We start from the raw sequence: 21,479 nt of genomic DNA, 5'->3' as shown, positions 1-21,479 counted from the left end.
CAGCGCTTTTGAAGTTGCTTTTGACAAACGGCAAGCGCCGGCAGGCGGGCGCGAGAAGACATATCCCGGGAATCACAACCATGAGCAAGACGGATTTCATAGGCAAGGCATCCTCCGCCGCAGGTGGCTGGGGCGCACTCAAAAGCGTCGGCAAACGCCTTCTGGAATCCGGCGCACCGATTTCCGGCGCCCGCACACTTTTGAAGACCAACCAGCCGGATGGTTTCGACTGCCCGGGCTGCGCCTGGGGTGACCCAGAACACGGCTCCTCTTTCGAATTCTGCGAAAACGGCGTCAAGGCAGTGTCATGGGAAGCGACGGAGGCGCGCGTACCACCGGATTTCTTCGCCAGCCGCACCGTCTCCGAACTGCGCAGCTGGTCTGACTACGATCTGGAAAAACAGGGCCGCCTAACCCATCCCATGCGTTATGACCGGGCAAGCGACAGATATCTGCCCGTTTCCTGGGACGATGCCTTCGCCGAAATCGGTGACATCCTCAACAGTCTCGACAGCCCGGACCGGGCGGAGTTCTATACCTCCGGCCGCGCCTCCAACGAGGCCGCCTTCCTCTATCAGTTGATGGTCCGGCTCTACGGCACCAATAATTTCCCCGACTGCTCCAACATGTGCCACGAAGCGAGCGGCGTCGGCCTGAAGGAATCGATCGGCGTCGGCAAGGGCACCGTGCTGCTTGAGGATTTCGAGCAGACCGACGCCATTTTCGTCATCGGGCAAAATCCCGGCACCAACCATCCCCGCATGCTGGGCGACCTGCGCCGTGCCGCCCTTCGCGGCGCCCGGATCGCCGTCTTCAATCCCATCCGCGAAAAGGGTCTGGAGCGCTTTGCAGACCCGCAGGACAAGGTGGAGATGATTACCGGTGGCAGCACCCGCATCGCCACCAATTATTACCAGCCCCGGCAGGGCGGAGACATGGCGGCGGTGCGCGGCATGAGCAAGGCGGTCTTCGCCGCCGACGAGGCCGCAAGGGCGGCCGGCGAGCCTACCATTATCGATTATGACTTCATCGCCGAACATGCGGCGGAGTTCGAGGCCTATCGCGCCGCCGTCGAAGCGACGAGCTGGGAAAGCATCCTCGACCAGTCCGGCCTCACCCGCGCGGAGATCGAGGAAGCCGCCCGTATCTACATGAATGCCGGGTCCGTCATCGCCACCTGGGCCATGGGCGTCACCCAGCACCGTCACTCCGTCATCATCGTTCGTGAAATCACCAATTTCATGCTGCTGCGCGGCAATGTCGGCCGTCCGGGCGCCGGCCTTTGCCCGGTGCGCGGCCATTCCAACGTGCAGGGTGACCGCACCGTCGGCATCGACGAAAAAGCACCGCCGGCGCTTCTCGACGCGCTGGAGAAGGAACTTGGTGTGCCTATGCCGCGCAGACCCGGCCACAATACCGTGGAAGCCGTCGCCGCGATGCTGGAGGGCAAGGCTCAGACCTTCATCGCCCTCGGCGGCAATTTCATGCGCGCGACACCCGACAGCCCGCTGATCGTCAAGGCTTTCGAAAAGCAGAAGCTGACCGTCAACATCGCCACCAAGCTCAACCATTCGCATCTGGTGCCGGGCGAAACCTCCTTCGTATTGCCCTGCCTCGGCCGAACGGAAATCGACCGCAATTCGGCCGGCCGCTCGCAGATCGTTACGGTGGAAGATTCCATGAGCATGGTGCACGGTTCCGGCGGCATCAATCCGCCGGCCTCGGAGGAGCTGCGTTCGGAAGTCGCCATCGTTGCCGGCATCGCCGAAGCAACGCTTGGCAATGCGCATCTCGACTGGAAGGCGCTTGCCGATGATTACGATCTCATCCGCGACATGATCGAGCGGGTCATTCCCGGTTTCGACAATTTCAACGAACGCGTCCGTGTGCCGCGCGGTTTTCATCTGCGCAATGCGGCGGCCGAACGGGAATGGAACACGCCGGCAAAAAAGGCCACCTTCTATAGCGGCCCCTTGCCGGAACAGACCGAACACCAGCAGGCGCTGATGCGTGATAACCTCTTCGTACTGCAGACATTCCGCAGCCACGATCAATACAACACCACGATCTACGGCATGGATGACCGCTATCGCGGCGTCTATGGCGAACGCCACGTCATATTCATGAACCCTGGAGATATGGAAGCGCTCGGCGCCCATTCCCGCCAGCGCGTCGATGTCATCGGCGAATATGGCGATGGCATGGAGCGTATCGCGGAAGATTTCCGACTGGTGCCCTATAATATCCCGCGCGGCAGCGTCGGCGGTTATTACCCGGAACTGAACGTGCTGGTGCCGCTGTCGAGCTATGGCGAAGGCAGCTTCACGCCGACATCGAAATCGGTGCTCGTCTCCGTTCGCCTGCGCCCGGACGCCTCCTGATGGAAGAGGAGCAATCCGCCGCTGCGTTCATGGCGGCGGTGGAGCGGGTTCAGGAAAGCTCCTCACAGGTGCTGACGGCCACGGGCGCGGCGATCCTTCTGGCGGTTTATCTGAACATTGCCGCCGACAGCCGCAGCATCGCCAACCGGCTTGGGCTTGCACACGCCCTCATTCTGCGCGAAATCACTCTGCTGTCGCCGCGTTTCGTGCGGGTCACAAAACGCGATGCCCGCACCCAGCGCAGCTTTCTGGAGGCAACGGAGGAAGGACAGGCGCTCGCCGCCTCTTCCTCCCGAATTTAAAAAGAACGGAGCATTCTTTGGCAATCAGGCCGATCCTGCCCTATCCCCATTCCGGTCTGTCCGAGATCTGCGCGCCGGTCACCGTTTTCGGCGAGCAACTGCACGATCTGCTCACCGATCTGACCGACACGATGCGCGCCGCGCCGGGCGTGGGCATCACCGCCGCCCATATCGGCGTAAAACAGCGAGTTTTCGTGCTGGAGCTGACACCGGGAACTGTCCTGACTTACGTCAACCCTGAAATCGTCAGCCAGTCGTCGCAGACAATGCGCCATGTGGAGGGCAGCGTCTCCATGCCGGGCTTTACCGACGAGGTGGAACGGCCCTCGGAAATCGAGGTGAGGTTTCAGGACATATCCGGGGCAGAACACCGGCAGACCGCCCAAGGATTTCACGCCATCTGCATCCAGCACGAGATCGACCAGCTGGACGGTATTTTCTGGCTGAAGCGCCTCTCGAAACTCAAGCGCGACCGGCTGGTAAAAAAATGGGAAAAATCCCGAAAAACTTGATGGTCAGCCGGTAACCGACAGCACAAATTCCGCATCGCCCTTCAGCGTGTTGCTGACGGTACAGATATCCTCGGCCATATGGGCGATGCCGCTGCGGGTGGCCTCATCGAAATCCCCCTTTATCTCGATCCGGACATCGAAACGCACGATCCACGATGGCTCCTCATCGGCCTTTTCGCCCGACACATGCACCGTGACCTTTTCGAACCGGTCGAGCACAGCCATGCGGCTCGCCGCAATCCGGGCGCTAAGCGCCAGGCAGGCCGCCAGCGAAGAATAAAGAAGATCGAGCGGATTGAAACCCGGCTCTGAGGCCCCCGTCACCACCGTCAGGGCGCCTCCGGTGGCCGTGACGACGTCGGGATGCCCAAGGCGGCCAAGTGTAACGACAGCCCCTGTCGGCCGCTTTTTAACCCTGAACTGATTCACACCCGACCTCACGCCGCGATTTCACCGATGGAACCAAAATTAGCCTCGCGCTTTTACTCACGCAACGGTGAACGACCGTCGAATATTGATTAAAAAGGGAGCTGGGACATATGGTTACATCTACGCTCGTCAGCATTCTGATCACCTTCCTGGTGATTGTGCTTGTCTTGTGGCTTATCGCACGACTGCCTGTCGGCGGCGGTGCGAAACAGATCGCTCAAGTGATCGTCATCATCATCGGCATTATTTCGCTGCTGAAATATCTCGCCGTCTTCTGATGTCCCGGCGTAGTGCAGACGAAAAAGGCGGCGAAAGCCGCCTCTTTTTATGCGCGGTTTTCAACCGCCTGATCGCTATTGGCGAGGCTCGAACTGATAGGTTTTTTTCAGCGTAATATCCCGGACGCTGCCAATGCCGAGAAACGGCGTATTGTCGGCATCAAAAATCGCCCTGCCCTTCGCCACTATCCACCGGCTTGAACCACCCGGCAGATTGACCTTGTAGCGCTGATCGAAAAACACGCCGGTGGTGATGCTCTCAAAAATGGCCTGCGCCACCTGATCGCGCATTTCGACATCGATTCTTTCGAGAATCTCCTCGATCGTCACCCCGCGCGACGCAACCGGTTCGGGAAACCCATGACATTCCGCGGTGACAGCATCCATGATCAGCCTATTGTCGGAAATGCTCCACATGTAGTAGCCGAGCGCATTGTCTGAATCCGTTTTGTCCCCCAGCACGAAAACCCCCAGACATTTTTCCTGACAAAAGCTAACATCAGACCTCTAATATTCCACCCCTCGTTTTTTAGGGGGAAGCTGCCGTCCACCAGAGCGTGCATTGATATCCACCGAAATTTCATGACGGCCTGATCGGAGTAAGGGCTCAAAGGAGCGATAAGTTCCGAAGAGATATCGCAAAGCCACCAACCTGTTCCTACATAGCGCTGTGATGAAATTTCAAAGGAGGCCAATATGCTGCGAACCGCTCTCACTTTCGGACTGCTGATGGTAACTGTCGTTCTCGCTGGGTGCCAGACATGGGAAAGTCCATATCGCGGAAGCGGATGGCGGATGGACCAGGTCATGGACGGTGACCCGTATCGCGTCGGAGATGGCAACCATCAGGAAAACGGTACGGCCTCAAATATCATTCGACGCTAAATCGCGACGACTATGCTGAAGTAGCAGCAAGTCGGGAATTTCCGAACCGAATTATAAAGCCCGGGCTGTGGCGCAAATCACATCGACGCAGCCCGGGTGACTTCCAATACGGTCCAACGAACCCGGGGCAGAAAACGGAGAGCTAGCTAAACGACTGGCTAAAAAAGAAAAAACCCGCCGAAGCGGGTTTCTTTGGTGCGGTCGAGAAGACTCGAACTTCCACGGGTTGCCCCACAGCGACCTCAACGCTGCGCGTCTACCAATTCCGCCACGACCGCATCGTGGTAGGCGTCGACTTGCGCCGACGGGGGTGCATGTAGCAAAAGGATTTTCGGTGCACAAGAGCGTCGTGACAGTTTTTTGAAATTAAAAATCGCACTGCACCATCCTATATGCAGGAAGCCCGGAAATGCTGGGGTTGCGGCCCTGTCGCCATTTTGCGAGAAGGCTGTGGAAAGGACTTTTTCATGCTCACACGCACCGATATCGAGACAAATATGCTTGCCCCCGCCGGTTCGCCGCCCGTCCGCTGGCGAATCTCGGAAGGTCTCGTGCCTTACGAACTGGCGATCGAGGAGATGGAACGCGAAGTTGCCGCCATCGCCAGCGGGGAGGCTGACGAACTCGTCTGGCTTCTGGAACATCCGCCGCTCTATACCGCGGGCACAAGCGCCGATGCCGTTGATCTCATTGAGCCTGATCGTTTCCCCGTCTTCGCCACGGGTCGCGGCGGTGAATATACCTATCACGGGCCGGGACAGCGGGTCGTTTACGTCATGCTCGACCTGAAGCGGCGGCGGCAGGATGTGCGCGCCTATGTGGCGGCGCTGGAGGATGTCATCATCCGCACGCTCGACAAGATGAATGTGCGTGGCGAACGGCGCGAGGATCGCGTCGGCGTCTGGGTCAGGCGTCCGGAAAAACCTCTTCTGCCCGATGGCGGCATGGCTGAGGACAAGATCGCCGCGCTCGGAATCCGCCTGCGCAAATGGGTGAGCTTTCACGGGCTGTCGATCAATGTGGATCCCGACCTCACGCATTTTTCCGGCATCGTTCCCTGCGGCATCAGCGCCTATGGCGTCACCAGCCTTGTCGATCTCGGATTGCCGGTTATGATCGGCGACGTCGACGTTCTGCTGCGCGAGGCCTTTGAGGAGGTGTTTGGCGCGGCAGTGCCCGAAACCGGCGCTGGCGGCTGATTGCACCGCAACCTTTGCCGCAGGCCGGTGTTTCCAGCATCGATCACCATAGAGGAGGAACGACCATGTTCACAACGTCCGCCTATGCCTGCGACGACGGTTCTTCGCCGATGAAGCTCGCGACCATCAAACGTCGCGATCCCGGCCCGCGCGATGTCGAAATCGAGATCGAATTCTGTGGCGTCTGCCACTCCGATATTCACACGGCTCGCGGCGAATGGCAGGGATCCCTCTACCCCTGCGTTCCCGGCCACGAAATCATCGGCCGCGTTGCACGGGTGGGCTCGCAGGTGACCAAGTTCAAGACAGGTGAGCGTGTCGGCGTCGGCTGTATCGTCGACAGCTGCCGTGAATGCGCAAGCTGCGCCGAAGGGCTGGAGCAATATTGCGAAAACGGCATGACCGGCACCTATAATTCGCCTGACAAGGCGATGGGCGGCGGCGCGCATACGCTTGGTGGGTATTCCGCCCATGTGGTCGTCGACGACCGTTACATCCTCAACATTCCCGAAGGCCTCGATCCGGCCGCCGCCGCACCCCTGCTCTGCGCGGGTATCACCACCTATTCGCCGCTGCGGCACTGGAATGCCGGTCCCGGCAAGCGTGTCGGCGTCGTTGGTCTCGGCGGCCTTGGCCATATGGCGGTCAAGCTCGCCAATGCCATGGGCGCGACTGTCGTAATGATCACGACGTCGCCCGGCAAGGCGGAGGACGCCAAAAAGCTTGGCGCCCACGAGGTCATCATCTCGCGTGATGCCGAACAGATGAACAAGGCCGCTTCCAGTCTCGATCTCATCATCGACGCTGTGGCCGCCGACCACGATATCAACGCCTATCTCGCACTGCTGAAACGTGACGGCGCGCTGGTGCAGGTGGGCGCACCGGAAAAGCCGCTCTCGGTGATGGCCTTCAGTCTCATTCCCGGCCGCAAGACGTTTGCCGGCTCGATGATCGGCGGCATTCCCGAAACGCAGGACATGCTGGCTTTCTGCGCCGAGAAAGGCATCGTCGCCGAGATAGAGATGATCAATATCGATCAGATCAACGACGCTTATGAACGCATGATAAAAAGCGATGTGCGTTATCGCTTCGTCATTGATATGAAGAGCCTGCCGCGCCAGAAGGCCGCCTGACCCGGAAGGGGGGCGATCTTGCAGGCGTCCCCTCTCCCGTTGGACCTTTGGGTCGAAAGCGCAGCCTGATCCATGACCAGCCAGACCGGTTTCAACGATATCGCCAAGGGCATGACCATCATGGCGGGTTGCATGCTGGTGCTGCCGGTCATGGATGCGATCGCCAAATACATGGCGGTGAGCGGCGGCATGTCGCCGGCGCAGGTGACCTTCTACCGCTTCTTTTTCCAGGTGCTCTGCACCCTGCCGCTACTTCTTGTGGTGTCACCCAGGGCGCTGTTCAGCGCCAAACGGCCATGGATGAACTGCCTGCGCGGCGTGCTGCACGCCTCGGCCAGCCTGATGTTCTTCGCCGCCGTCAAATACATGCCGCTTGCGGATGTCTTCGCGATCTATTTCGTCGAACCATTCATGCTGACGATGATGTCGGCCATCTTCCTCGGCGACAAGGAGGGCTGGAAGCGCTGGACGGCGATAGCAGTCGGGTTCGGCGGCGCCCTGATCGTCATTCAGCCGAGTTTCGAAATCTTCGGCTGGACATCGCTTCTGCCGGTTGCCTGCGCCTTTCTGTACACACTTTACCTGTTCCTGAACCGCGCCATCGGCGATGCCGACAGCCCGCTGGTCATGCAGACCATGTCCGGCATTGCCGGTACGGTGTTCATGGGGGCGGCCCTTCTTGCCGGTGATGCACTCGGCGACAAGGATTTTACCGTCTCGCTTCCGCAATCCGGCTTTGCCCTCACCCTGCTAATCCTGTTGGGATCGATATCCGGCTACATGCACCTGTTGATCGTCAGGGCCTTCCGGCTGGCGCCGCTTTCTCTGCTGGCGCCGTTCCAGTATTTCGAGATCATCTCGGCGACTATCCTCGGTTATGCGCTGTTTTCCGATTTCCCGACGCCATCAAAATGGCTCGGCATTCTCATCATCGTCGCATCCGGCCTGTTCATCATCTGGCGCGAGCGCAAGCAAGCCGGCGCAAACCCGCCGCTTGACGGGCAATGACTGCCGACCCTCGCCGTCTCTCAACTATCCGAGGGCAGCGGCCCGTCGTCGTGATGATCCTGCGCCTCCACAAGACTGCCAAGCAGCCAGAGCGAAACCTCGGCCGCCTCTCCGGCCGATTTGAACCGGTATGAGCCGCTATATTTCGGCATATCGAAAAAGGTGACGACGAAACCGTCACCGCTTTCCAGACTTTCGACCCTGATGCGCTCGGGATCGATCATCACACACACATAATGCGACCCCATATTGCGCATGAAGCCGGCCTTGTTGTCGTGCAGCCGCACGAAGGCAGCACCACCATCAGCCGTCATGTGCAGACTTCTGATCGCCTCGTTGGGAAAGGCGCGGGCGAAATCCATGATCGCCTGCCCCACATCATGACTGTTATCCTCATCCGTCGCCCGCGTCATGCGCCAGGCGTAGACAGCGAAGACCGAAAGCAGCACGAAAACGATAATCCAGATCGCAATACTCATCCGGGGCGCTCCCTCAGCATCGAAACATCACGATTCGCGAATCGAAAAGACGCGAACCCGGCTCAGGTTCATACAGACCGAGGCTTGTGTGAAGTGTGGCTCTGCCGGATCGATGTCGTTTCGCTGCGTTACGCGGTCTGCGTAATCAGAAACGCTTGAGGAAGGAGGCCTTTGCCAGCAGCCATTGCCGGCGAAGCTGCGACAGTTGCAGGTCGCCGTCAAATACGCCGCTCCCCGTCTTTCTCGCCGCAGCGATGACAGGGCGGGACAGGGCGACGGGAAGATAGGCGGCAAAAACATTTTTCGAGATCTTTGCGCGTCGTGCCCTCTCCATATGATCCAGCGCATGGGTCGCAAAAATCTCGATGGCAATGCCGATGCGCTGCCTGTCCTTACCTTCCAGAAAAGTCTCGCGGTCGAGCCCGGCCGCAGCCAGCATATCGGCGGGAATATAGACCTGCCCGCGACGCCGGTGCAGCGGCATAAGCAGCAACATGCCGGCCATGGCCTGCGCGACGCCCGCATGACCTGCCCCTTCCGCGCTGGATGCGGCGTCTTCAGCGGAAAGCACGAGACTTGCAAGTTGGATCAAAGCGGATGCGGTTTCGCCAGCATAACCTTCCAGCGCATTGCGATCCTCGAACAGGTCGTCATAGAGATCGAAGATCCGCGCCTCGATCATGTTGGCCAGAACCGGGCGCGGCAGGCGATATTGTTCGATCGTTGTCAGAAGCGCTGCAGCCACCGGGTGGGACTGGCTGTCACCGTGCGGATTGCCATCGATAAGGTCGCGCCACCATTGCATGCGCACTTCGCCGGGCAGCGCCTCACGCACGGAATCGCGGATGCGGGCGATTTCGGCGTTGAAGGCATAGAGCGCGGCAAGGGCATTGCGCCTGTCGGCAGGCGACAGAAGACAGGCAAGATAACGGTCGCGATCGGTATCGCGCAGCGTCGCGAGGCTGACGTCGAGATTTTCTGTGGGTGCCATGGTTCCCCGCGCGAAACGTTCTGTCAGCCTTCGACGGCAATCAGCGCCGCAGCCACGGCGCGCGATTCCGAAAGCATGATATTGTAGGTGCGCACCGCAGCACCCGTACTCATCGGGTCAACCGAAATGCCCGCCTCCTTAAAGGCGGCGCGCAGTTCTTTCGGCAGGACCCGCATGCCGTCACCCGTGCCGATCAGCAGCACTTCGATATCCTGTGCTTCCGCCAGAACCTTTTCGAAATGCCCGACGGTCAGTTCTTTCGCATCGACGGGCTCCCACCCGTAAATACCCGAAGGCAGGAGGAGAAGAGAGCCGCGATGCGACATGTCGGCAAAGCGAAAACCGCCATTACCATAGGCATCGATGGGCGCCCGGCCGGGAAAATGGGCCGGGCGTATTTCGATCCCGCCGGCCATCAGACGGCAGGCTTGCCGCCAATGGCGCCGGTGTTGTTTTCTTTCTTGTCGTCCTTCTCGTCTTCCGCATCCTTGCTGTCGGGACGCAGCTTGAAGGCGATCAGCACCGGTGCGGCGATGTAGAGCGACGAGAACACGCCGATACCGACACCAAACAGCATGGCGAAGGTGAAGGAGCGGATGACTTCGCCACCGAAGAGGTAGAGCGACAGCAGCGCCAGAAGCACGGTCAGACCGGTGAGGATCGTACGCGACAGCGTCTGGTTCAACGACACGTCGATGATCATCGACAGCGGCATCTTTTTATAACGCCTGAGGTTTTCGCGGATACGGTCATAGATGACGACGGTGTCGTTCAGCGAATAACCGATGATCGTCAGGATCGCCGCGATACTGGTGAGGTTGAATTCTATCCCCAGGAACACAAAGAGACCGATGGTGAAGACCACATCGTGCACCATCGAAATGACGGCGCCCAAGGCGAACTGCCATTCGAAGCGAACCCAGATGTAGATCATGATCGCCGTCATGGCGAGCAGGATGCCAACCGTGGAGGTGAAGGTGAGGTCACCCGAAACGGCCGGACCGACGACTTCCACGCGGCGGAAGTCATATTTGTCCTCAAGCTCGCCGCGCACCATGGTGATCGCAGACTGCTCGGCATTTTCGCCGCCGTCCTGCGCCTGGATGCGGATGAGAACGTCCTGCGGCGTACCGAAGTTCTGCGCCTGGATTTCACCGAGGTTGAGCTGGTTCAGGCGATCACGGATATCGGCGAGATCGGCCTCACCCTGCTTGGCGCGGACTTCGATGACCGAGCCGCCCTGGAAGTCGATGCCGAGGTTCAGGCCCTTGGCCACGAAGCCACCGACACAGGCGAGCATGACGACGCCGGTGATCATGAACACCACGCGACGGTAGCGCATGAACGGAATGTCGCGGCCGTCGAACATGGCGGTGCGGACACCCTTCGGCAGATGTTTCGGACGGCTGCGGCGAACCCAGTAGCCGAACATCCACGCTGTCAGCGTATAGGCCGTGAAGACGGTGGTGATGATACCGACGGCCAGCGTGACCGCGAAGCCCTTGACCGGGCCGGTGCCCATGTAGAACAGCACGCTCGCCACGATCAGCGTCGTCAGGTTGGCGTCGATAATGGTCGCAAAGGCGCGGGTGAAGCCGTTATCCAGTGACTGGATCAGCGGTTTGCCGCTCTTCACCTCCTCGCGTATGCGCTCATAGATCAGAACGTTGGAATCCACCGCCATACCGATCGTCAGAACGATACCGGCAATACCTGGCAAGGTCAGCGTTGATCCTATCACACTGAGGACAGCGAGCAGCATGACGACGTTGACGATGAGTGCGATGTTCGCGAGCAGGCCGAAGAAGCCATAGAACACGAACATGAAGATGAGGACGCCGACGGCGCCGATGACGCTGGCCGTCAGACCGGCTGTGATGGAGTCGTTACCAAGGCTCGGACCGACAGTGCGTTCTTCAACCACGGTCAGCGTGGCCGGCAGTGCACCGGCGCGCAGCAGAACCGCAAGGTCGTTGGCGCCCTGCACCGAGAAATTACCTGAAATCTGTCCCGAACCGCCAATAATCGGTTCGCGGATGACAGGCGCGGAAATGACCTGATTATCAAGCACGATGGCGAAAGGCTTGCCGACATTCTGCTGCGTCGCCTGCGCAAAGCGCTGCGCGCCGCGGCTGTCGAAGCGGAAGGTAACGACGGGTTCGTTGGTCTGCTGGTTGAAGCTTGCCTGCGCGTCGACGAGATTGTCGCCGGAAACGAGCGCGCGGCGCTCCACCAGATAGGGAACCGGCGGATCGTCCTGCGAGTAGAGAACCTCTGATGTAGCCGGCGGACGGCCGTTCATCGCTTCCTGCACCGGCATCGTCGTGTCGACCATGCGGAAGGAGAGCTTGGCCGTCTGGTTCAAAAGCGACTTCAGACGCTGCGGATCCTGAAGCCCCGGAACCTGCACGATGATGCGGTCGGAACCCTGACGCTGGATGAGCGGCTCGGTGGTGCCGACTTCGTCAACGCGGCGGCGCACGACTTCGATGGACTGCGAAACGGCCGAGGACAGGCGGTAGTCGATGCCTTCATCCGTCAGGTTGAGCCGGAGCAGATTGTCGCCGCCGTCATTCATCGTCACTTCGGTGATGGAGCCGCCGACCAGCGTGCCGGCGGACACCGGCTGCGTCAGGTCACGAAGCGCGTTCTTTGCGGTTTCCACCTGAGCGGGATCGCTGATGCGGACCTGAATCTGCTGGCCGTTGCCGGTGAGCCCCGAATAGCGGATGTTGGCGTCGCGAAGCTGCGTGCGCACATCGCCCACGATCGTTTCAAGCCGTTCCTTGACGATGTCGGAACGCTCGATCTTGAGCATGATGTGCGAACCGCCCTGAAGGTCGAGACCGAGCGTTACCTTGTTGTCCTTGTACCAGGCAGGCATGCCCTCCAGCTGTTTGTCCGTAAACAGGTTGGGAGAGGCGATGAAGACGCTTGCCAGCACAAGCAGCCAGATGAAGACTGTTTTCCAACGGGAAAAATGAAGCATTTCGATCTCGGTCAGGGTTGGGGTCGCGCTCCGCGCAACCCGTCAAAATTCGCAATCGGGCATTCGGTTGTCCGGCAGGATCAGGAAGCGGTTTCCGTCTTGACCACTTCGCCCTTCACGCGCACTTCGGCAATGTAAGCACGGGCGGCACGGATTTTCACGCCTTCAGCGATTTCGACTTCGAGTTCATTGTCATCGATGACCTTGGTCACCTTGCCAACGATGCCGCCACCAAGAACGACCTGATCGCCACGGCGAATATTGGTGAGCGTTTCCTGACGCTTCTTCATCTGCGCGCGCTGCGGGCGGATAAGGAAAAAGTACCAGACCACCATAAGCGGCGCAAACAGGAAAAGCATTTCAAGGCCGGAACCGAAGGCAGATGCGCCGCCTGCTGCGTCCTGGGCAAAAGCTTGACTAATGAACATATAAAACTCCTCAGAATTACGGCACGACCTTGGATGCCGCCCCAGCTTTCAAGCCGCCGGAATATAGTGGGGAACGCCGGGATTGCAACAGATGCAGGGCCCACGCCGTACCGATTCCGGACCTCTTAACCTTTATGGGCGCCAAACACCATGCTAGGCCGGGCGCAAAACAGAGTTTTGAACACCAGACAAGCGGAAGAAACACCATGATTCGAGAAGAAACGGCCTCCCTGCTTCTTTCAGAACTGCGCCGGCTCACCCTCGCCGTGGAGCGGCTGGCCGGCCCCGCGCCCGCCGTAAACGACTGGGATGCGGCCGATTGTTTCGTCTGGGTGCCGACCAACTCCTTTATCCAGCCGGTTCCCCGCCCCAACCGCATCGCGCTGAAGCTGATCCGTGGCGTCGATCATGTGCGTGACATCCTGCATGAAAACACGCTGCGCTTCGCGGAAGGTTTTGCCGCCAACAACGTGCTCCTGTGGGGCGCGCGCGGCATGGGTAAATCCTCGCTGGTCAAGGCCGTTCACGAAGATGTGCGCGCGGCAAGCGGCGTTTCGCTCAAACTGGTGGAAGTGCACCGCGAGGACATTCACACCCTGCCCGCCCTGCTCGACATCCTGAAGGCGTCAGGCCAGCGCGTCATCGTTTTCTGCGATGACCTCTCCTTCGACCATGACGATACGGCCTATAAGTCGCTGAAGGCAGCACTCGACGGCGGCATCGAGGGGCGGCCGGACAATGTGCTGTTTTATGCGACCTCCAACCGCCGCCATCTTCTGCCGCGCCACATGATGGAAAACGAGCAGTCCACCGCCATCAATCCTTCGGAAGCGGTTGAGGAAAAAGTGTCGCTTTCAGACCGTTTCGGCCTGTGGCTCGGTTTCCACAAATGCGGCCAGGAAGATTATCTGACGATGATCGACAGCTATGCCACGCATTTCGATCTGGGTCTGGACCGCGACACCCTGCATCACGAAGCGCTGGAATGGGCGACGACCCGCGGCGGCCGCTCGGGCCGTGTCGCCTGGCAATATATTCAGGATGCCGCCGGCCGCCTCAGAAAACCACTCGACAGATAACGCCACCGTGACACCGGATGAAAGCCGGTGTCGTTACGGCCACAAACAGTGTCGTATTCCCGAACGCCACATCTCCCCTCACATGGTTTGCTGCACCCATGGAGTCACCTGCCCGCGGAGGAGCGGACAGGCACGGTGTTCAAACCACGGAGGAGATGGATATGAGCAGGAACAGAGGCGTCGTCTACATGCGGCCGGGTCAGGTCGAAGTCCGCGACATCGACGACCCGAAGCTTGAGGCGCCGGATGGCCGCCGTATCGAGCACGGCGTGATTCTCAAGGTGATTTCCACCAATATCTGCGGCTCCGACCAGCACATGGTGCGCGGCCGCACCACGGCAATGCCGGGCCTCGTTCTTGGCCATGAGATCACCGGTGAAGTCATCGAAAAAGGCATCGACGTCGAGATGCTGCAGGTCGGTGATATCGTATCCGTGCCGTTCAACGTCGCCTGCGGCCGTTGCCGCTGCTGCAAGTCGCAGGATACCGGCGTGTGCCTGACGGTGAACCCATCCCGCGCCGGCGGCGCGTACGGTTATGTCGATATGGGCGGCTGGATCGGCGGACAGGCCCGCTATGTCACCATCCCCTATGCCGATTTCAACCTGCTGAAGTTCCCGGACCGCGACAAGGCGATGTCGAAAATCCGCGACCTCACCATGCTGTCGGACATTCTGCCGACCGGCTTCCACGGCGCGGTCAAGGCGGGCGTCGGCGTCGGCTCTACGGTCTATGTCGCAGGCGCCGGCCCGGTGGGTCTCGCCGCTGCCGCCTCCGCCCGCATTCTGGGTGCTGCCGTCGTCATGATCGGCGATTTCAACAAGGATCGCCTTGCCCATGCAGCAAAAGTCGGCTTCGAACCCGTCGATCTTTCCAAGGGCGACCGGCTGGGCGACATGATCGCCGAGATCGTCGGCACCAATGAGGTTGATAGTGCAATCGACGCCGTCGGTTTCGAGGCACGCGGCCATTCCGGCGGTGAACAGCCAGCCATCGTTCTCAACCAGATGATGGAAATCACCCGCGCCGCCGGCTCTATCGGCATCCCCGGGCTTTATGTCACAGAAGATCCCGGCGCGGTTGACAATGCGGCAAAACAGGGCGCCCTTTCGCTGCGCTTTGGCCTCGGCTGGGCAAAGGCGCAATCCTTCCACACCGGCCAGACGCCGGTGCTGAAATATAACCGCCAGCTCATGCAGGCAATTTTGCATGACCGCCTGCCGATTGCCGATATCGTCAACGCCAAGATCATCGCGCTTGATGACGCCGTGCAGGGTTATGAAAGCTTCGATCAGGGTGCGGCAACCAAGTTCGTCCTCGATCCGCATGGCGATCTGCTGAAAGCTGCCTGATACTTCAGCGGTAGACGGCTGATACTCGTAGAAACGCCCGCGACGGATATCGTCGCGGGCGTCTTTGTTTCCCTCTTGTCACCGTCAGGTGAAACTTACGGTTCCACTACCAGCATCGCTTCCAGTTCGGCTTTCGCTTCCGGGGAGAGATAGGGTCTGAACAGGCTTGAGATCTGCTCCAATCCCCAGTCCAGCTGCTGCGATCCAAATTCGGTGATACCTTCCTGAAGGTTGAGATAGGCCGCCCAATAGGTGGAGACGATCCAGAGATTTGTCAGGACGGCCGACCGTTCTTCCTCGGGAATAACTGCCAGGCCCGCTTTCTCCATGCGGGCGACGATATCGCCGACAGCGAGACGCATGGCGGCGCTTATGGTTCGCACAGGCTCCACCAGCGCCGGGGCGGAAGAGATAAGGCCGACCAGATCGCGAAACAGGAAACGATAGTCCCATACAAGCGAAAACCAGAGCCGCAGAAAACCGGCATAGGTTGCCGCCGCCGCCTCATCCGCCCCGTCAATCTTTCCGACAATCGCCAGCGCATCGGCCTCGAATCGTGCAAACAGCGCCAGAAACAGCGCTTCCTTGGTGCGGAAGTGGTAATAGAGATTGCCCTCATTGATTTCTACCGCTCTCGCGATTTCGGCCGTCGTCACATGATCGGGCCCGCGCTCGTTGAACAGCACAAGTGCGGCGTCGAGAATTCTCTGGCGCGTGGGACGAACGGACGTGCGTCCGGTATTGATTTTTTTCATTGATGTCGAACCCAACCATTGAAACCTAAGGCATGCACCTTAAATACCAAAAATAAGGTATACACCTTAACAGAAAATGTAAGTGTTCAACGCGGACAAAGGACCTGTAAATGACCGGCACCGACATTCGCACCGCCTCCCCCGATACGCCCGGAACCGCTCCCGTCTCCAAATTCGCGACGGTACGCGTCGCCCTGTCGCTCATCCGCAATCCGTTGAAGGCTCTGCCGCCGGAAATTTTCAGCGAGCCGGCGGTCTTTACGCGCCTTGGCGGTGTCATGCGGGTTCATCTTGCCGACCCCGCACTTATTCATGAAGCTCTGGTCAAGAACGCCCATCTGCTCGGCAAGGGCGAAGATGTACGCCGCGCCCTCGGCCCCGCACTCGGCCAGGGCCTGCTGACGGCCGACGGCGATCACTGGAAGTGGCAAAGGCAATCCGTCGCCGCGGCCTTTCGGCACGAGAAGCTGCTGGAATTGCTACCGGTCATGATCGACGCCGCGCGTCGCACGCAAGGGCGCTGGCGCTCACCTGCCGGTGATATCGATATCGGCCATGAGATGATGCGGACGACGTTCGATATCATTGTCGAAACCATGATGTCCGGCGGCCATGGCATCGATATAGGACGTGTCGAGCAAAGCATCACCGATTATCTGAAACCCACGGGCTGGACCTTCGCGCTCGCCATGCTGGGCGCACCGGAATGGCTTCCGCATCCGGGCCGGCGCAAGGCCCGCGCGGCGGTCGGCTATCTTCGTTCCAGCCTTGCGACCGTCATTTCCGAAAGACGGCAGAATCCGATCGAAAGGAACGATCTGGTTTCCATGCTGCTCGAAGCGAAAGACCCGGAAACCGGACGCATGATGAGCGACACGGAAATCATCGACAATCTCCTGACCTTCATCACGGCCGGTCATGAAACCACGGCCCTCGGCCTTGCCTGGACTTTCCATCTGCTCTCCCAAAACAGCGACGTGGAAAGCAAGGTCATCGACGAGATTGAAACCGTTACCGCCGGCGAACCGGTGGCGGCGGATCATATCGCCCGCCTGACCTATACCAGACAGGTATTTTCGGAAGCGATGCGGCTCTACCCGCCCGCCCCTGTCGTGACACGCACCGCATTGCAGGACTTCAGGCTCGGCGAACACGATATCCCGGCGGGCACCGTTCTTTATGTGCCGATCTACGCCGTCCACCGGCACACCACGCTGTGGGACGAACCCGACCGCTTCGACCCGTCACGTTTCGAACCCGAAAAGATCAAGGCGCGCCACCGCTACGCCTATATGCCCTTCGGCGCGGGCCCGCGCGTCTGCATCGGCAACGCCTTTGCCATGATGGAGGCTGTCGCAATCCTTGCCGTGCTTTTGCAGGACGTCCACCTCAAGAACAAAAGCCCGGCAAATACGGAGCCGCTGATGCGGGTCACCTTGCGGCCGGAAAACCGCCTGATGATGCAGGTGAGCCCGCGAAAAAACAAATCGCCCGCGGCGTAACCACCACGGGCGACTGTTTTAGTGCGAAACTCCATCCGTCACCGGATGGTGACGATCAGAGATCGACGTCGAGGATCGCCATGGAGAAGTTGTAGGAACGGTCGCCGTCTTCGTCATCGATATAAACGACGCCGAGAAACTCTTCGCCAAGATACACTTCGGCGGAATCGTCCTTGCGCGGACGCGCCTTCACAATCATCTTTTCATTGAAAGTGCGCTTGAAATAGGCGTCGAGTTTTTTGATTTCGTCGGCTTTCACCACTATTCTCCTGTGCGGTTCGCGTTGAGCCGCTTTTGGCATGGGACAAAGGCCAAAGTAAAGTGAAAGCGGCAAGTCATCCGCGTCTTCCACACGGACGACCGTGAAAATGCCGGCCCCATCAGAGCGCGACAGGGCCGGTCAGATATCGGCTCCGATAAGCTGGTCCATCAGGCGCGAGGGCTCCGAACACCCTGCTTCTCCCACCACGCGCGCCGGCACGCCGGCAACCGTGGTCTTCGGCGGAACCGGCTTCAGCACCACCGAACCGGCGGCGATGCGCGAGCAGCTGCCGATTTCGATATTGCCGAGGATTTTCGCGCCCGCCCCGATCATCACGCCATTGGCGATCTTCGGGTGGCGATCCGCCCCCTCCTTGCCGGTGCCGCCAAGTGTGACGCCATGCAGGATGGAGACGTTGTCACCGATGACGGCCGTCTCGCCGACCACCAGCCCGGTGGCATGGTCGAGGAAGATGCCCTTGCCGATGCGCGCGGCCGGATTGATATCGGTCTGGAAGATGCTCGATGAGCGGCTTTGCAGATAAAGCGCCAGATCCCTGCGGCCCTTTTGCAGCAGCCAATGGGCAAGGCGATGGGTCTGGATGGCCTGGAACCCCTTGAAATAGAGGAGCGGCTCCATGAAGCGCGTGCAGGCCGGATCACGGTCGTAAACGGCCTGGATATCGACGCGCAGCACGCTTCCCCATTCCGGCCAGTCATCCAGCATATCCTGGAAGGTCTGGCGCAGAAGCACGGCCTGCATGTCGGGATGATCGAGGAGTTCACAGATGCGATAGATCACACATTCTTCGAGAGACCGGTGATTGAGGATCGTCGAATAAAGGAAGGCCGAAAGCAGCGGATCCTGTGCCGCGGCGCTACGCGCCTCATGCAGCAGGCTGCCCCAGATCGGATCGACGATCGCCAGCTGTTCGGGCTGACGGGCCTCGGTACGTGCGACCATGAATGGTCTCCTCGTTTGCAGTAGTCGTTCTTTATACAGAAAAAGACGTGCATTAGAAATGGGATTCGAATGACGACTTTAAAGGCGGCAAGGCTTCAGTTTTTCTTCATGCAGCATGAAAAACCGTTTCTTGCCATCACGCTCATAGCGAGCGGTAAAATTCCAGCACCGCCGCCTTGAACACCCGGTCGCCGACAGCCAGCATGTGGTCGCGGCCGGGAATATCGATTGCCCGCGCATGCGGCATGATCGCCGCAAGCTCCGCGCCGGATCCGGCGATGTCGTCTTTCGTTCCGACTGCGATCAGCGTCGGGGCGTCGATCTTTTCCGCCTGTTCGCGCGTGACGAGAACCCGCGATGTCTCGATGCAGGCGGCCAGCGCCAGCCGGTCGCTTTTCGTCTGGTCGGCAAAGGCGCGGAACATACGGCCGCGCTCGTGCGTCACGACATCGAGCGAAGGTGCCAGAAGCGCCTCGGCAATCGGATCCCAGTCGCCGACACCCTCGACCATGCCGATGCCGAGCCCGCCGAAGACCAGCGAACGCACACGCTCAGGATGGGCCATGGCAAGGAAGGCGGAAATGCGCGCGCCCATGGAATATCCTATCACATGGGCTTCGGCGATGCCGAGATGATTGAGCAGCGCCACCGCATCGCCGGCCATGACAGGCGGATAATAGGCTTCCGGATCATGCGGCTTGTCGCTTGCGCCATGGCCACGATTGTCAATGGCGATCACCCGGTAGCCCGCTTCACCCAGCGTCTTCAGCCAGCCGGGATGCACCCAGTTGACATTGGCGCTGGAGGCAAAGCCGTGGATCAGCAAAACCGGATTGCCCGCCGGATCACCCTCGTCGAAATAGGCAAGGCGAAGGCCGTCATGGGAAAAATCAGAAAACTGCGGCGTGTTGAGATTCATCAAGGACATCCTTTTTGCCGGACCATATGGCAGGAATTAGCAATGTTGAACATGTTTTGCTGACGATTTTTATGGAGATGCAATGCGTTTGAGGCTACATATCCGCAACGACGAGCCGATGCGCGAAAACCAGCGGCGGCTCGATAACGATGTTGCATTTGGAGACGAACATGGCCGGCCATTCCATTCCCCACTTCCAGAACGATGGCGGACACCGCATGATCGAGATCGGCGTCAAGGAATTCATGTGCACTGGCGCTTCCGTGCCTTTCGATCATCCGCATATCTTCATCGATATGGGCGACGACAATGAGAAGGTCTGTTCCTACTGCTCGACCCTTTATCGCTACAATCCGTCGCTGAAGGCAGAGCATACCAATCCTCCGGGCTGCGTCTTCCATGTGAAGGCTGCCTGACCTTCCACCTTTTCTGATCGGGGCGCACCATGCCCATAAAATCCGTAGCCATTGTCGGTGCCGGCATTGCCGGTCTCACCGCTGCCCTTTCCTTTGCCCGGCACGGTATCGGCTGTGACATCATCGAACAGGCCGGCGAACTGGCGGAAGTTGGCGCCGGCCTGCAGCTTTCCCCCAATGCCGCCCGCATTCTCGCCACGCTCGGGGTACTGCCTGATATCGAGGCGCGCTGGACCGAACCTGTCAGCGTCGAACTCGCCTCCGGAAAATCGCTTGCCACGCTGCTCTCCCTGCCGATGGGCGCGGTGGCCCGCAGCCGCTGGGGCGCACCTTACGGTGTGCTGCACCGCTCGACGCTGCAAAACGCACTTCTCCAGGCGGTGATACGCAACCCGCTCTGCCGGCTGCATCTCGGAAAACGCATCGAAAATGCGACAGCGGATATCATCGCCGCAACCACCTTCCGCGACCATGATCTGATCGTCGGCGCGGATGGCGTCTGGTCGGCGGCCCGCTTCGCCGTGCCTTCCGCTCCCACCGCCACCTTCTCCGGCAATGTGGCCTGGCGCTTCACGGTCACAGCAAATGACGTGCCGTCAACCATCAACAAAAGCGCCGTCACGGCCTATCTCGGCTCGGGCGGCCATATCGTCGCCTATCCGCTGAAGGAAGTCGGCGGCTTCAACATCGTCGCCATCGCGCTCGGTGCCGATCCCGGCGCGACATGGCGGGCGGGATCGAGGGGGGGGCCGAAAGCCCCCCTGCTGGAACAGGTTCGCGGCTTCAGCCCCGACATCGTCCGATTGCTCGATTCGTCTGAAAACCCGACTTTCTGGCCGCCCTATCAGGCTGGCCCCGGCCGCTGGCACAACGGCCGTGACACGGTGCTGATCGGCGACGCGGCGCACGCCATGATGCCGTTCGCCGCCCAGGGCGCGGCCATGGCGATCGAGGATGCGTTTGAACTTGCGGGAACCATGGCAGGCAGCAACGCCGGAGCCTCGCTGCCCGTGCCGCAGGCCCTTGCCGCTTTCGAGGCCCTGCGCCTGCCGCGCATAGAAAAGGCCCGCAAGCGGGCCTCTCTCAATCGTTTTGCCTACCATGCCCGAGGCCCGGTCCGCACCGCGCGGGACTTCGTGTTTTCCACACGTCCGACGGAAGCCTTCCTGAAGGACTTCGACTGGCTCTACGGTTATCACGCAAAGGGCTGAAGGGTG

At 59.9% G+C, this 21,479-nt stretch carries 23 protein-coding genes and 1 tRNA gene; 12 read left to right on the top strand and 12 right to left on the bottom strand.

The window, feature by feature from the left end:
* The first annotated feature begins 80 nt into the window (after nt 1-80).
* The 3 genes from ASB65_RS25685 to ASB65_RS25675 are packed head-to-tail and all read left to right on the top strand — an operon-like array spanning nt 81 to nt 3,195.
* Nucleotides 81-2,381 (top strand): FdhF/YdeP family oxidoreductase, encoded by a 2,301-nt coding sequence (locus ASB65_RS25685; RefSeq protein ID WP_060725806.1) that lies wholly within the window; start codon nt 81-83, stop codon nt 2,379-2,381.
* Nucleotides 2,381-2,683, top strand: a complete 303-nt coding sequence (locus ASB65_RS25680; RefSeq protein WP_060725805.1) for a hypothetical protein — start codon at nt 2,381-2,383, stop codon at nt 2,681-2,683. The genes ASB65_RS25685 and ASB65_RS25680 overlap by 1 nt, the downstream gene beginning before the upstream one ends.
* A gap of 17 nt (nt 2,684-2,700) precedes the next feature.
* A complete protein-coding gene (locus tag ASB65_RS25675; RefSeq protein WP_060725804.1) occupies nt 2,701-3,195 on the top strand; it encodes a peptide deformylase in 495 nt (164 codons plus the stop codon).
* 3 nt (nt 3,196-3,198) lie between these two features.
* Here ASB65_RS25675 and ASB65_RS25670 read toward each other — a convergent pair whose 3' ends face one another.
* Entirely contained in the window at nt 3,199-3,624 is a 426-nt protein-coding gene (locus tag ASB65_RS25670) for an OsmC family protein (RefSeq protein ID WP_060725803.1), read from the bottom strand.
* Between the two features lie 110 nt (nt 3,625-3,734).
* On the opposite strand from ASB65_RS25670, the gene ASB65_RS28800 reads away from it, so the two are divergent.
* Nucleotides 3,735-3,902: a Thivi_2564 family membrane protein gene (locus ASB65_RS28800; RefSeq protein WP_003502827.1), complete on the top strand. Its 168-nt coding sequence runs from the start codon at nt 3,735-3,737 to the stop codon at nt 3,900-3,902.
* 75 nt (nt 3,903-3,977) lie between these two features.
* On the opposite strand, the gene ASB65_RS25665 is transcribed toward ASB65_RS28800, so the two are convergent.
* Nucleotides 3,978-4,364, bottom strand: coding sequence for a PAS domain-containing protein (locus ASB65_RS25665; RefSeq protein WP_003502828.1), 387 nt, complete (start codon nt 4,362-4,364; stop codon nt 3,978-3,980).
* Nucleotides 4,365-4,980: 616 nt separating this feature from the next.
* Nucleotides 4,981-5,065, bottom strand: a tRNA-Leu gene (locus ASB65_RS25660).
* Between the two features lie 189 nt (nt 5,066-5,254).
* On the opposite strand from ASB65_RS25660, the gene lipB reads away from it, so the two are divergent.
* The 3 genes from lipB (at nt 5,255) to ASB65_RS25645 (ending at nt 8,127) form a co-directional block, all read left to right on the top strand.
* Complete coding sequence (lipB, locus tag ASB65_RS25655; RefSeq protein WP_060725802.1) at nt 5,255-5,986, top strand: lipoyl(octanoyl) transferase LipB; 732 nt, start codon at nt 5,255-5,257, stop codon at nt 5,984-5,986.
* 65 nt (nt 5,987-6,051) lie between these two features.
* A complete protein-coding gene (locus ASB65_RS25650) occupies nt 6,052-7,119 on the top strand; it encodes an NAD(P)-dependent alcohol dehydrogenase (RefSeq protein ID WP_060725801.1) in 1,068 nt (355 codons plus the stop codon).
* Between the two features lie 72 nt (nt 7,120-7,191).
* Entirely contained in the window at nt 7,192-8,127 is a 936-nt protein-coding gene (locus ASB65_RS25645; RefSeq protein ID WP_060725800.1) for a DMT family transporter, read from the top strand.
* A gap of 20 nt (nt 8,128-8,147) precedes the next feature.
* Here the strand turns inward: ASB65_RS25645 and ASB65_RS25640 are convergent, their stop codons facing one another.
* The 5 genes from ASB65_RS25640 to yajC all read right to left on the bottom strand — a co-directional run bounded on the left by ASB65_RS25640 (nt 8,148) and on the right by yajC (nt 13,014).
* Nucleotides 8,148-8,606 (bottom strand): hypothetical protein, encoded by a 459-nt coding sequence (locus ASB65_RS25640; protein WP_003502835.1) that lies wholly within the window; start codon nt 8,604-8,606, stop codon nt 8,148-8,150.
* Nucleotides 8,607-8,751: 145 nt separating this feature from the next.
* Nucleotides 8,752-9,597: a phytoene/squalene synthase family protein gene (locus tag ASB65_RS25635; protein ID WP_060725799.1), complete on the bottom strand. Its 846-nt coding sequence runs from the start codon at nt 9,595-9,597 to the stop codon at nt 8,752-8,754.
* A gap of 23 nt (nt 9,598-9,620) precedes the next feature.
* Nucleotides 9,621-10,013, bottom strand: coding sequence for an Mth938-like domain-containing protein (locus ASB65_RS25630; RefSeq protein WP_003524967.1), 393 nt, complete (start codon nt 10,011-10,013; stop codon nt 9,621-9,623).
* Entirely contained in the window at nt 10,013-12,586 is a 2,574-nt protein-coding gene (gene secDF, locus ASB65_RS25625) for a protein translocase subunit SecDF (RefSeq protein WP_060725798.1), read from the bottom strand. Before secDF ends, ASB65_RS25630 begins: the two co-directional genes overlap by 1 nt.
* A gap of 80 nt (nt 12,587-12,666) precedes the next feature.
* Nucleotides 12,667-13,014, bottom strand: a complete 348-nt coding sequence (gene yajC / locus ASB65_RS25620) for a preprotein translocase subunit YajC (RefSeq protein WP_020012565.1) — start codon at nt 13,012-13,014, stop codon at nt 12,667-12,669.
* 206 nt (nt 13,015-13,220) lie between these two features.
* Here yajC and ASB65_RS25615 point away from each other — a divergent pair, with 206 nt between their 5' ends.
* Together ASB65_RS25615 and fdhA are read left to right on the top strand one after the other, a co-directional pair.
* Complete coding sequence (locus ASB65_RS25615) at nt 13,221-14,093, top strand: ATP-binding protein (RefSeq protein WP_003502844.1); 873 nt, start codon at nt 13,221-13,223, stop codon at nt 14,091-14,093.
* A gap of 161 nt (nt 14,094-14,254) precedes the next feature.
* Complete coding sequence (gene fdhA, locus ASB65_RS25610) at nt 14,255-15,445, top strand: formaldehyde dehydrogenase, glutathione-independent (RefSeq protein WP_003502846.1); 1,191 nt, start codon at nt 14,255-14,257, stop codon at nt 15,443-15,445.
* 95 nt (nt 15,446-15,540) lie between these two features.
* On the opposite strand, the gene ASB65_RS25605 is transcribed toward fdhA, so the two are convergent.
* Nucleotides 15,541-16,200, bottom strand: a complete 660-nt coding sequence (locus ASB65_RS25605) for a TetR/AcrR family transcriptional regulator (protein ID WP_060725797.1) — start codon at nt 16,198-16,200, stop codon at nt 15,541-15,543.
* Between the two features lie 110 nt (nt 16,201-16,310).
* Here ASB65_RS25605 and ASB65_RS25600 point away from each other — a divergent pair, with 110 nt between their 5' ends.
* The gene (locus tag ASB65_RS25600; protein ID WP_060725796.1) at nt 16,311-17,702 is read left to right on the top strand and encodes a cytochrome P450; all 1,392 of its coding nucleotides are present in this window, start codon (nt 16,311-16,313) and stop codon (nt 17,700-17,702) included.
* 55 nt (nt 17,703-17,757) lie between these two features.
* On the opposite strand, the gene ASB65_RS25595 is transcribed toward ASB65_RS25600, so the two are convergent.
* The 3 genes from ASB65_RS25595 to ASB65_RS25585 form a co-directional block, all read right to left on the bottom strand.
* Complete coding sequence (locus ASB65_RS25595) at nt 17,758-17,961, bottom strand: DUF3126 family protein (RefSeq protein WP_003502851.1); 204 nt, start codon at nt 17,959-17,961, stop codon at nt 17,758-17,760.
* A 141-nt stretch (nt 17,962-18,102) separates the two neighbouring features.
* Nucleotides 18,103-18,927 (bottom strand): serine O-acetyltransferase, encoded by an 825-nt coding sequence (gene cysE / locus ASB65_RS25590; RefSeq protein ID WP_003502853.1) that lies wholly within the window; start codon nt 18,925-18,927, stop codon nt 18,103-18,105.
* A 142-nt stretch (nt 18,928-19,069) separates the two neighbouring features.
* Nucleotides 19,070-19,846, bottom strand: coding sequence for an alpha/beta fold hydrolase (locus ASB65_RS25585; RefSeq protein ID WP_060725841.1), 777 nt, complete (start codon nt 19,844-19,846; stop codon nt 19,070-19,072).
* 170 nt (nt 19,847-20,016) lie between these two features.
* On the opposite strand from ASB65_RS25585, the gene ASB65_RS25580 reads away from it, so the two are divergent.
* Together ASB65_RS25580 and ASB65_RS25575 are read left to right on the top strand one after the other, a co-directional pair.
* The gene (locus ASB65_RS25580) at nt 20,017-20,262 is read left to right on the top strand and encodes a zinc-finger domain-containing protein (RefSeq protein ID WP_060725795.1); all 246 of its coding nucleotides are present in this window, start codon (nt 20,017-20,019) and stop codon (nt 20,260-20,262) included.
* A gap of 29 nt (nt 20,263-20,291) precedes the next feature.
* Nucleotides 20,292-21,473: an FAD-dependent monooxygenase gene (locus tag ASB65_RS25575; protein ID WP_060725794.1), complete on the top strand. Its 1,182-nt coding sequence runs from the start codon at nt 20,292-20,294 to the stop codon at nt 21,471-21,473.
* Nucleotides 21,474-21,479: the final 6 nt, after the last annotated feature.

Source organism: Agrobacterium tumefaciens str. B6 (genome assembly GCF_001541315.1).
GTDB lineage: Bacteria > Pseudomonadota > Alphaproteobacteria > Rhizobiales > Rhizobiaceae > Agrobacterium > Agrobacterium radiobacter.
Note: the sequence above shows the minus strand (reverse complement) of the source record. Positions and strands in the feature narration are given on the sequence as shown.

Excerpts from the sequence above, each read along its gene's own strand:
- ASB65_RS25605 (WP_060725797.1), bottom strand. The coding sequence starts at position 16,200 with ATGAAAAAAATCAATACCGGACGCACGTCCGTTCGTCCCACGCGCCAG.
- ASB65_RS25580 (WP_060725795.1), top strand. The coding sequence starts at position 20,017 with ATGGCCGGCCATTCCATTCCCCACTTCCAGAACGATGGCGGACACCGC.
- ASB65_RS25645 (WP_060725800.1), top strand. The coding sequence starts at position 7,192 with ATGACCAGCCAGACCGGTTTCAACGATATCGCCAAGGGCATGACCATC.
- fdhA (WP_003502846.1), top strand. The coding sequence starts at position 14,255 with ATGAGCAGGAACAGAGGCGTCGTCTACATGCGGCCGGGTCAGGTCGAA.
- ASB65_RS25685 (WP_060725806.1), top strand. The coding sequence starts at position 81 with ATGAGCAAGACGGATTTCATAGGCAAGGCATCCTCCGCCGCAGGTGGC.
- ASB65_RS25680 (WP_060725805.1), top strand. The coding sequence starts at position 2,381 with ATGGAAGAGGAGCAATCCGCCGCTGCGTTCATGGCGGCGGTGGAGCGG.
- ASB65_RS25635 (WP_060725799.1), bottom strand. The coding sequence starts at position 9,597 with ATGGCACCCACAGAAAATCTCGACGTCAGCCTCGCGACGCTGCGCGAT.
- ASB65_RS25585 (WP_060725841.1), bottom strand. The coding sequence starts at position 19,846 with ATGAATCTCAACACGCCGCAGTTTTCTGATTTTTCCCATGACGGCCTT.
- ASB65_RS25615 (WP_003502844.1), top strand. The coding sequence starts at position 13,221 with ATGATTCGAGAAGAAACGGCCTCCCTGCTTCTTTCAGAACTGCGCCGG.
- ASB65_RS25575 (WP_060725794.1), top strand. The coding sequence starts at position 20,292 with ATGCCCATAAAATCCGTAGCCATTGTCGGTGCCGGCATTGCCGGTCTC.
- ASB65_RS25650 (WP_060725801.1), top strand. The coding sequence starts at position 6,052 with ATGTTCACAACGTCCGCCTATGCCTGCGACGACGGTTCTTCGCCGATG.
- ASB65_RS25630 (WP_003524967.1), bottom strand. The coding sequence starts at position 10,013 with ATGGCCGGCGGGATCGAAATACGCCCGGCCCATTTTCCCGGCCGGGCG.
- yajC (WP_020012565.1), bottom strand. The coding sequence starts at position 13,014 with ATGTTCATTAGTCAAGCTTTTGCCCAGGACGCAGCAGGCGGCGCATCT.
- ASB65_RS25640 (WP_003502835.1), bottom strand. The coding sequence starts at position 8,606 with ATGAGTATTGCGATCTGGATTATCGTTTTCGTGCTGCTTTCGGTCTTC.
- lipB (WP_060725802.1), top strand. The coding sequence starts at position 5,255 with ATGCTCACACGCACCGATATCGAGACAAATATGCTTGCCCCCGCCGGT.
- ASB65_RS28800 (WP_003502827.1), top strand. The coding sequence starts at position 3,735 with ATGGTTACATCTACGCTCGTCAGCATTCTGATCACCTTCCTGGTGATT.
- ASB65_RS25600 (WP_060725796.1), top strand. The coding sequence starts at position 16,311 with ATGACCGGCACCGACATTCGCACCGCCTCCCCCGATACGCCCGGAACC.
- secDF (WP_060725798.1), bottom strand. The coding sequence starts at position 12,586 with ATGCTTCATTTTTCCCGTTGGAAAACAGTCTTCATCTGGCTGCTTGTG.
- cysE (WP_003502853.1), bottom strand. The coding sequence starts at position 18,927 with ATGGTCGCACGTACCGAGGCCCGTCAGCCCGAACAGCTGGCGATCGTC.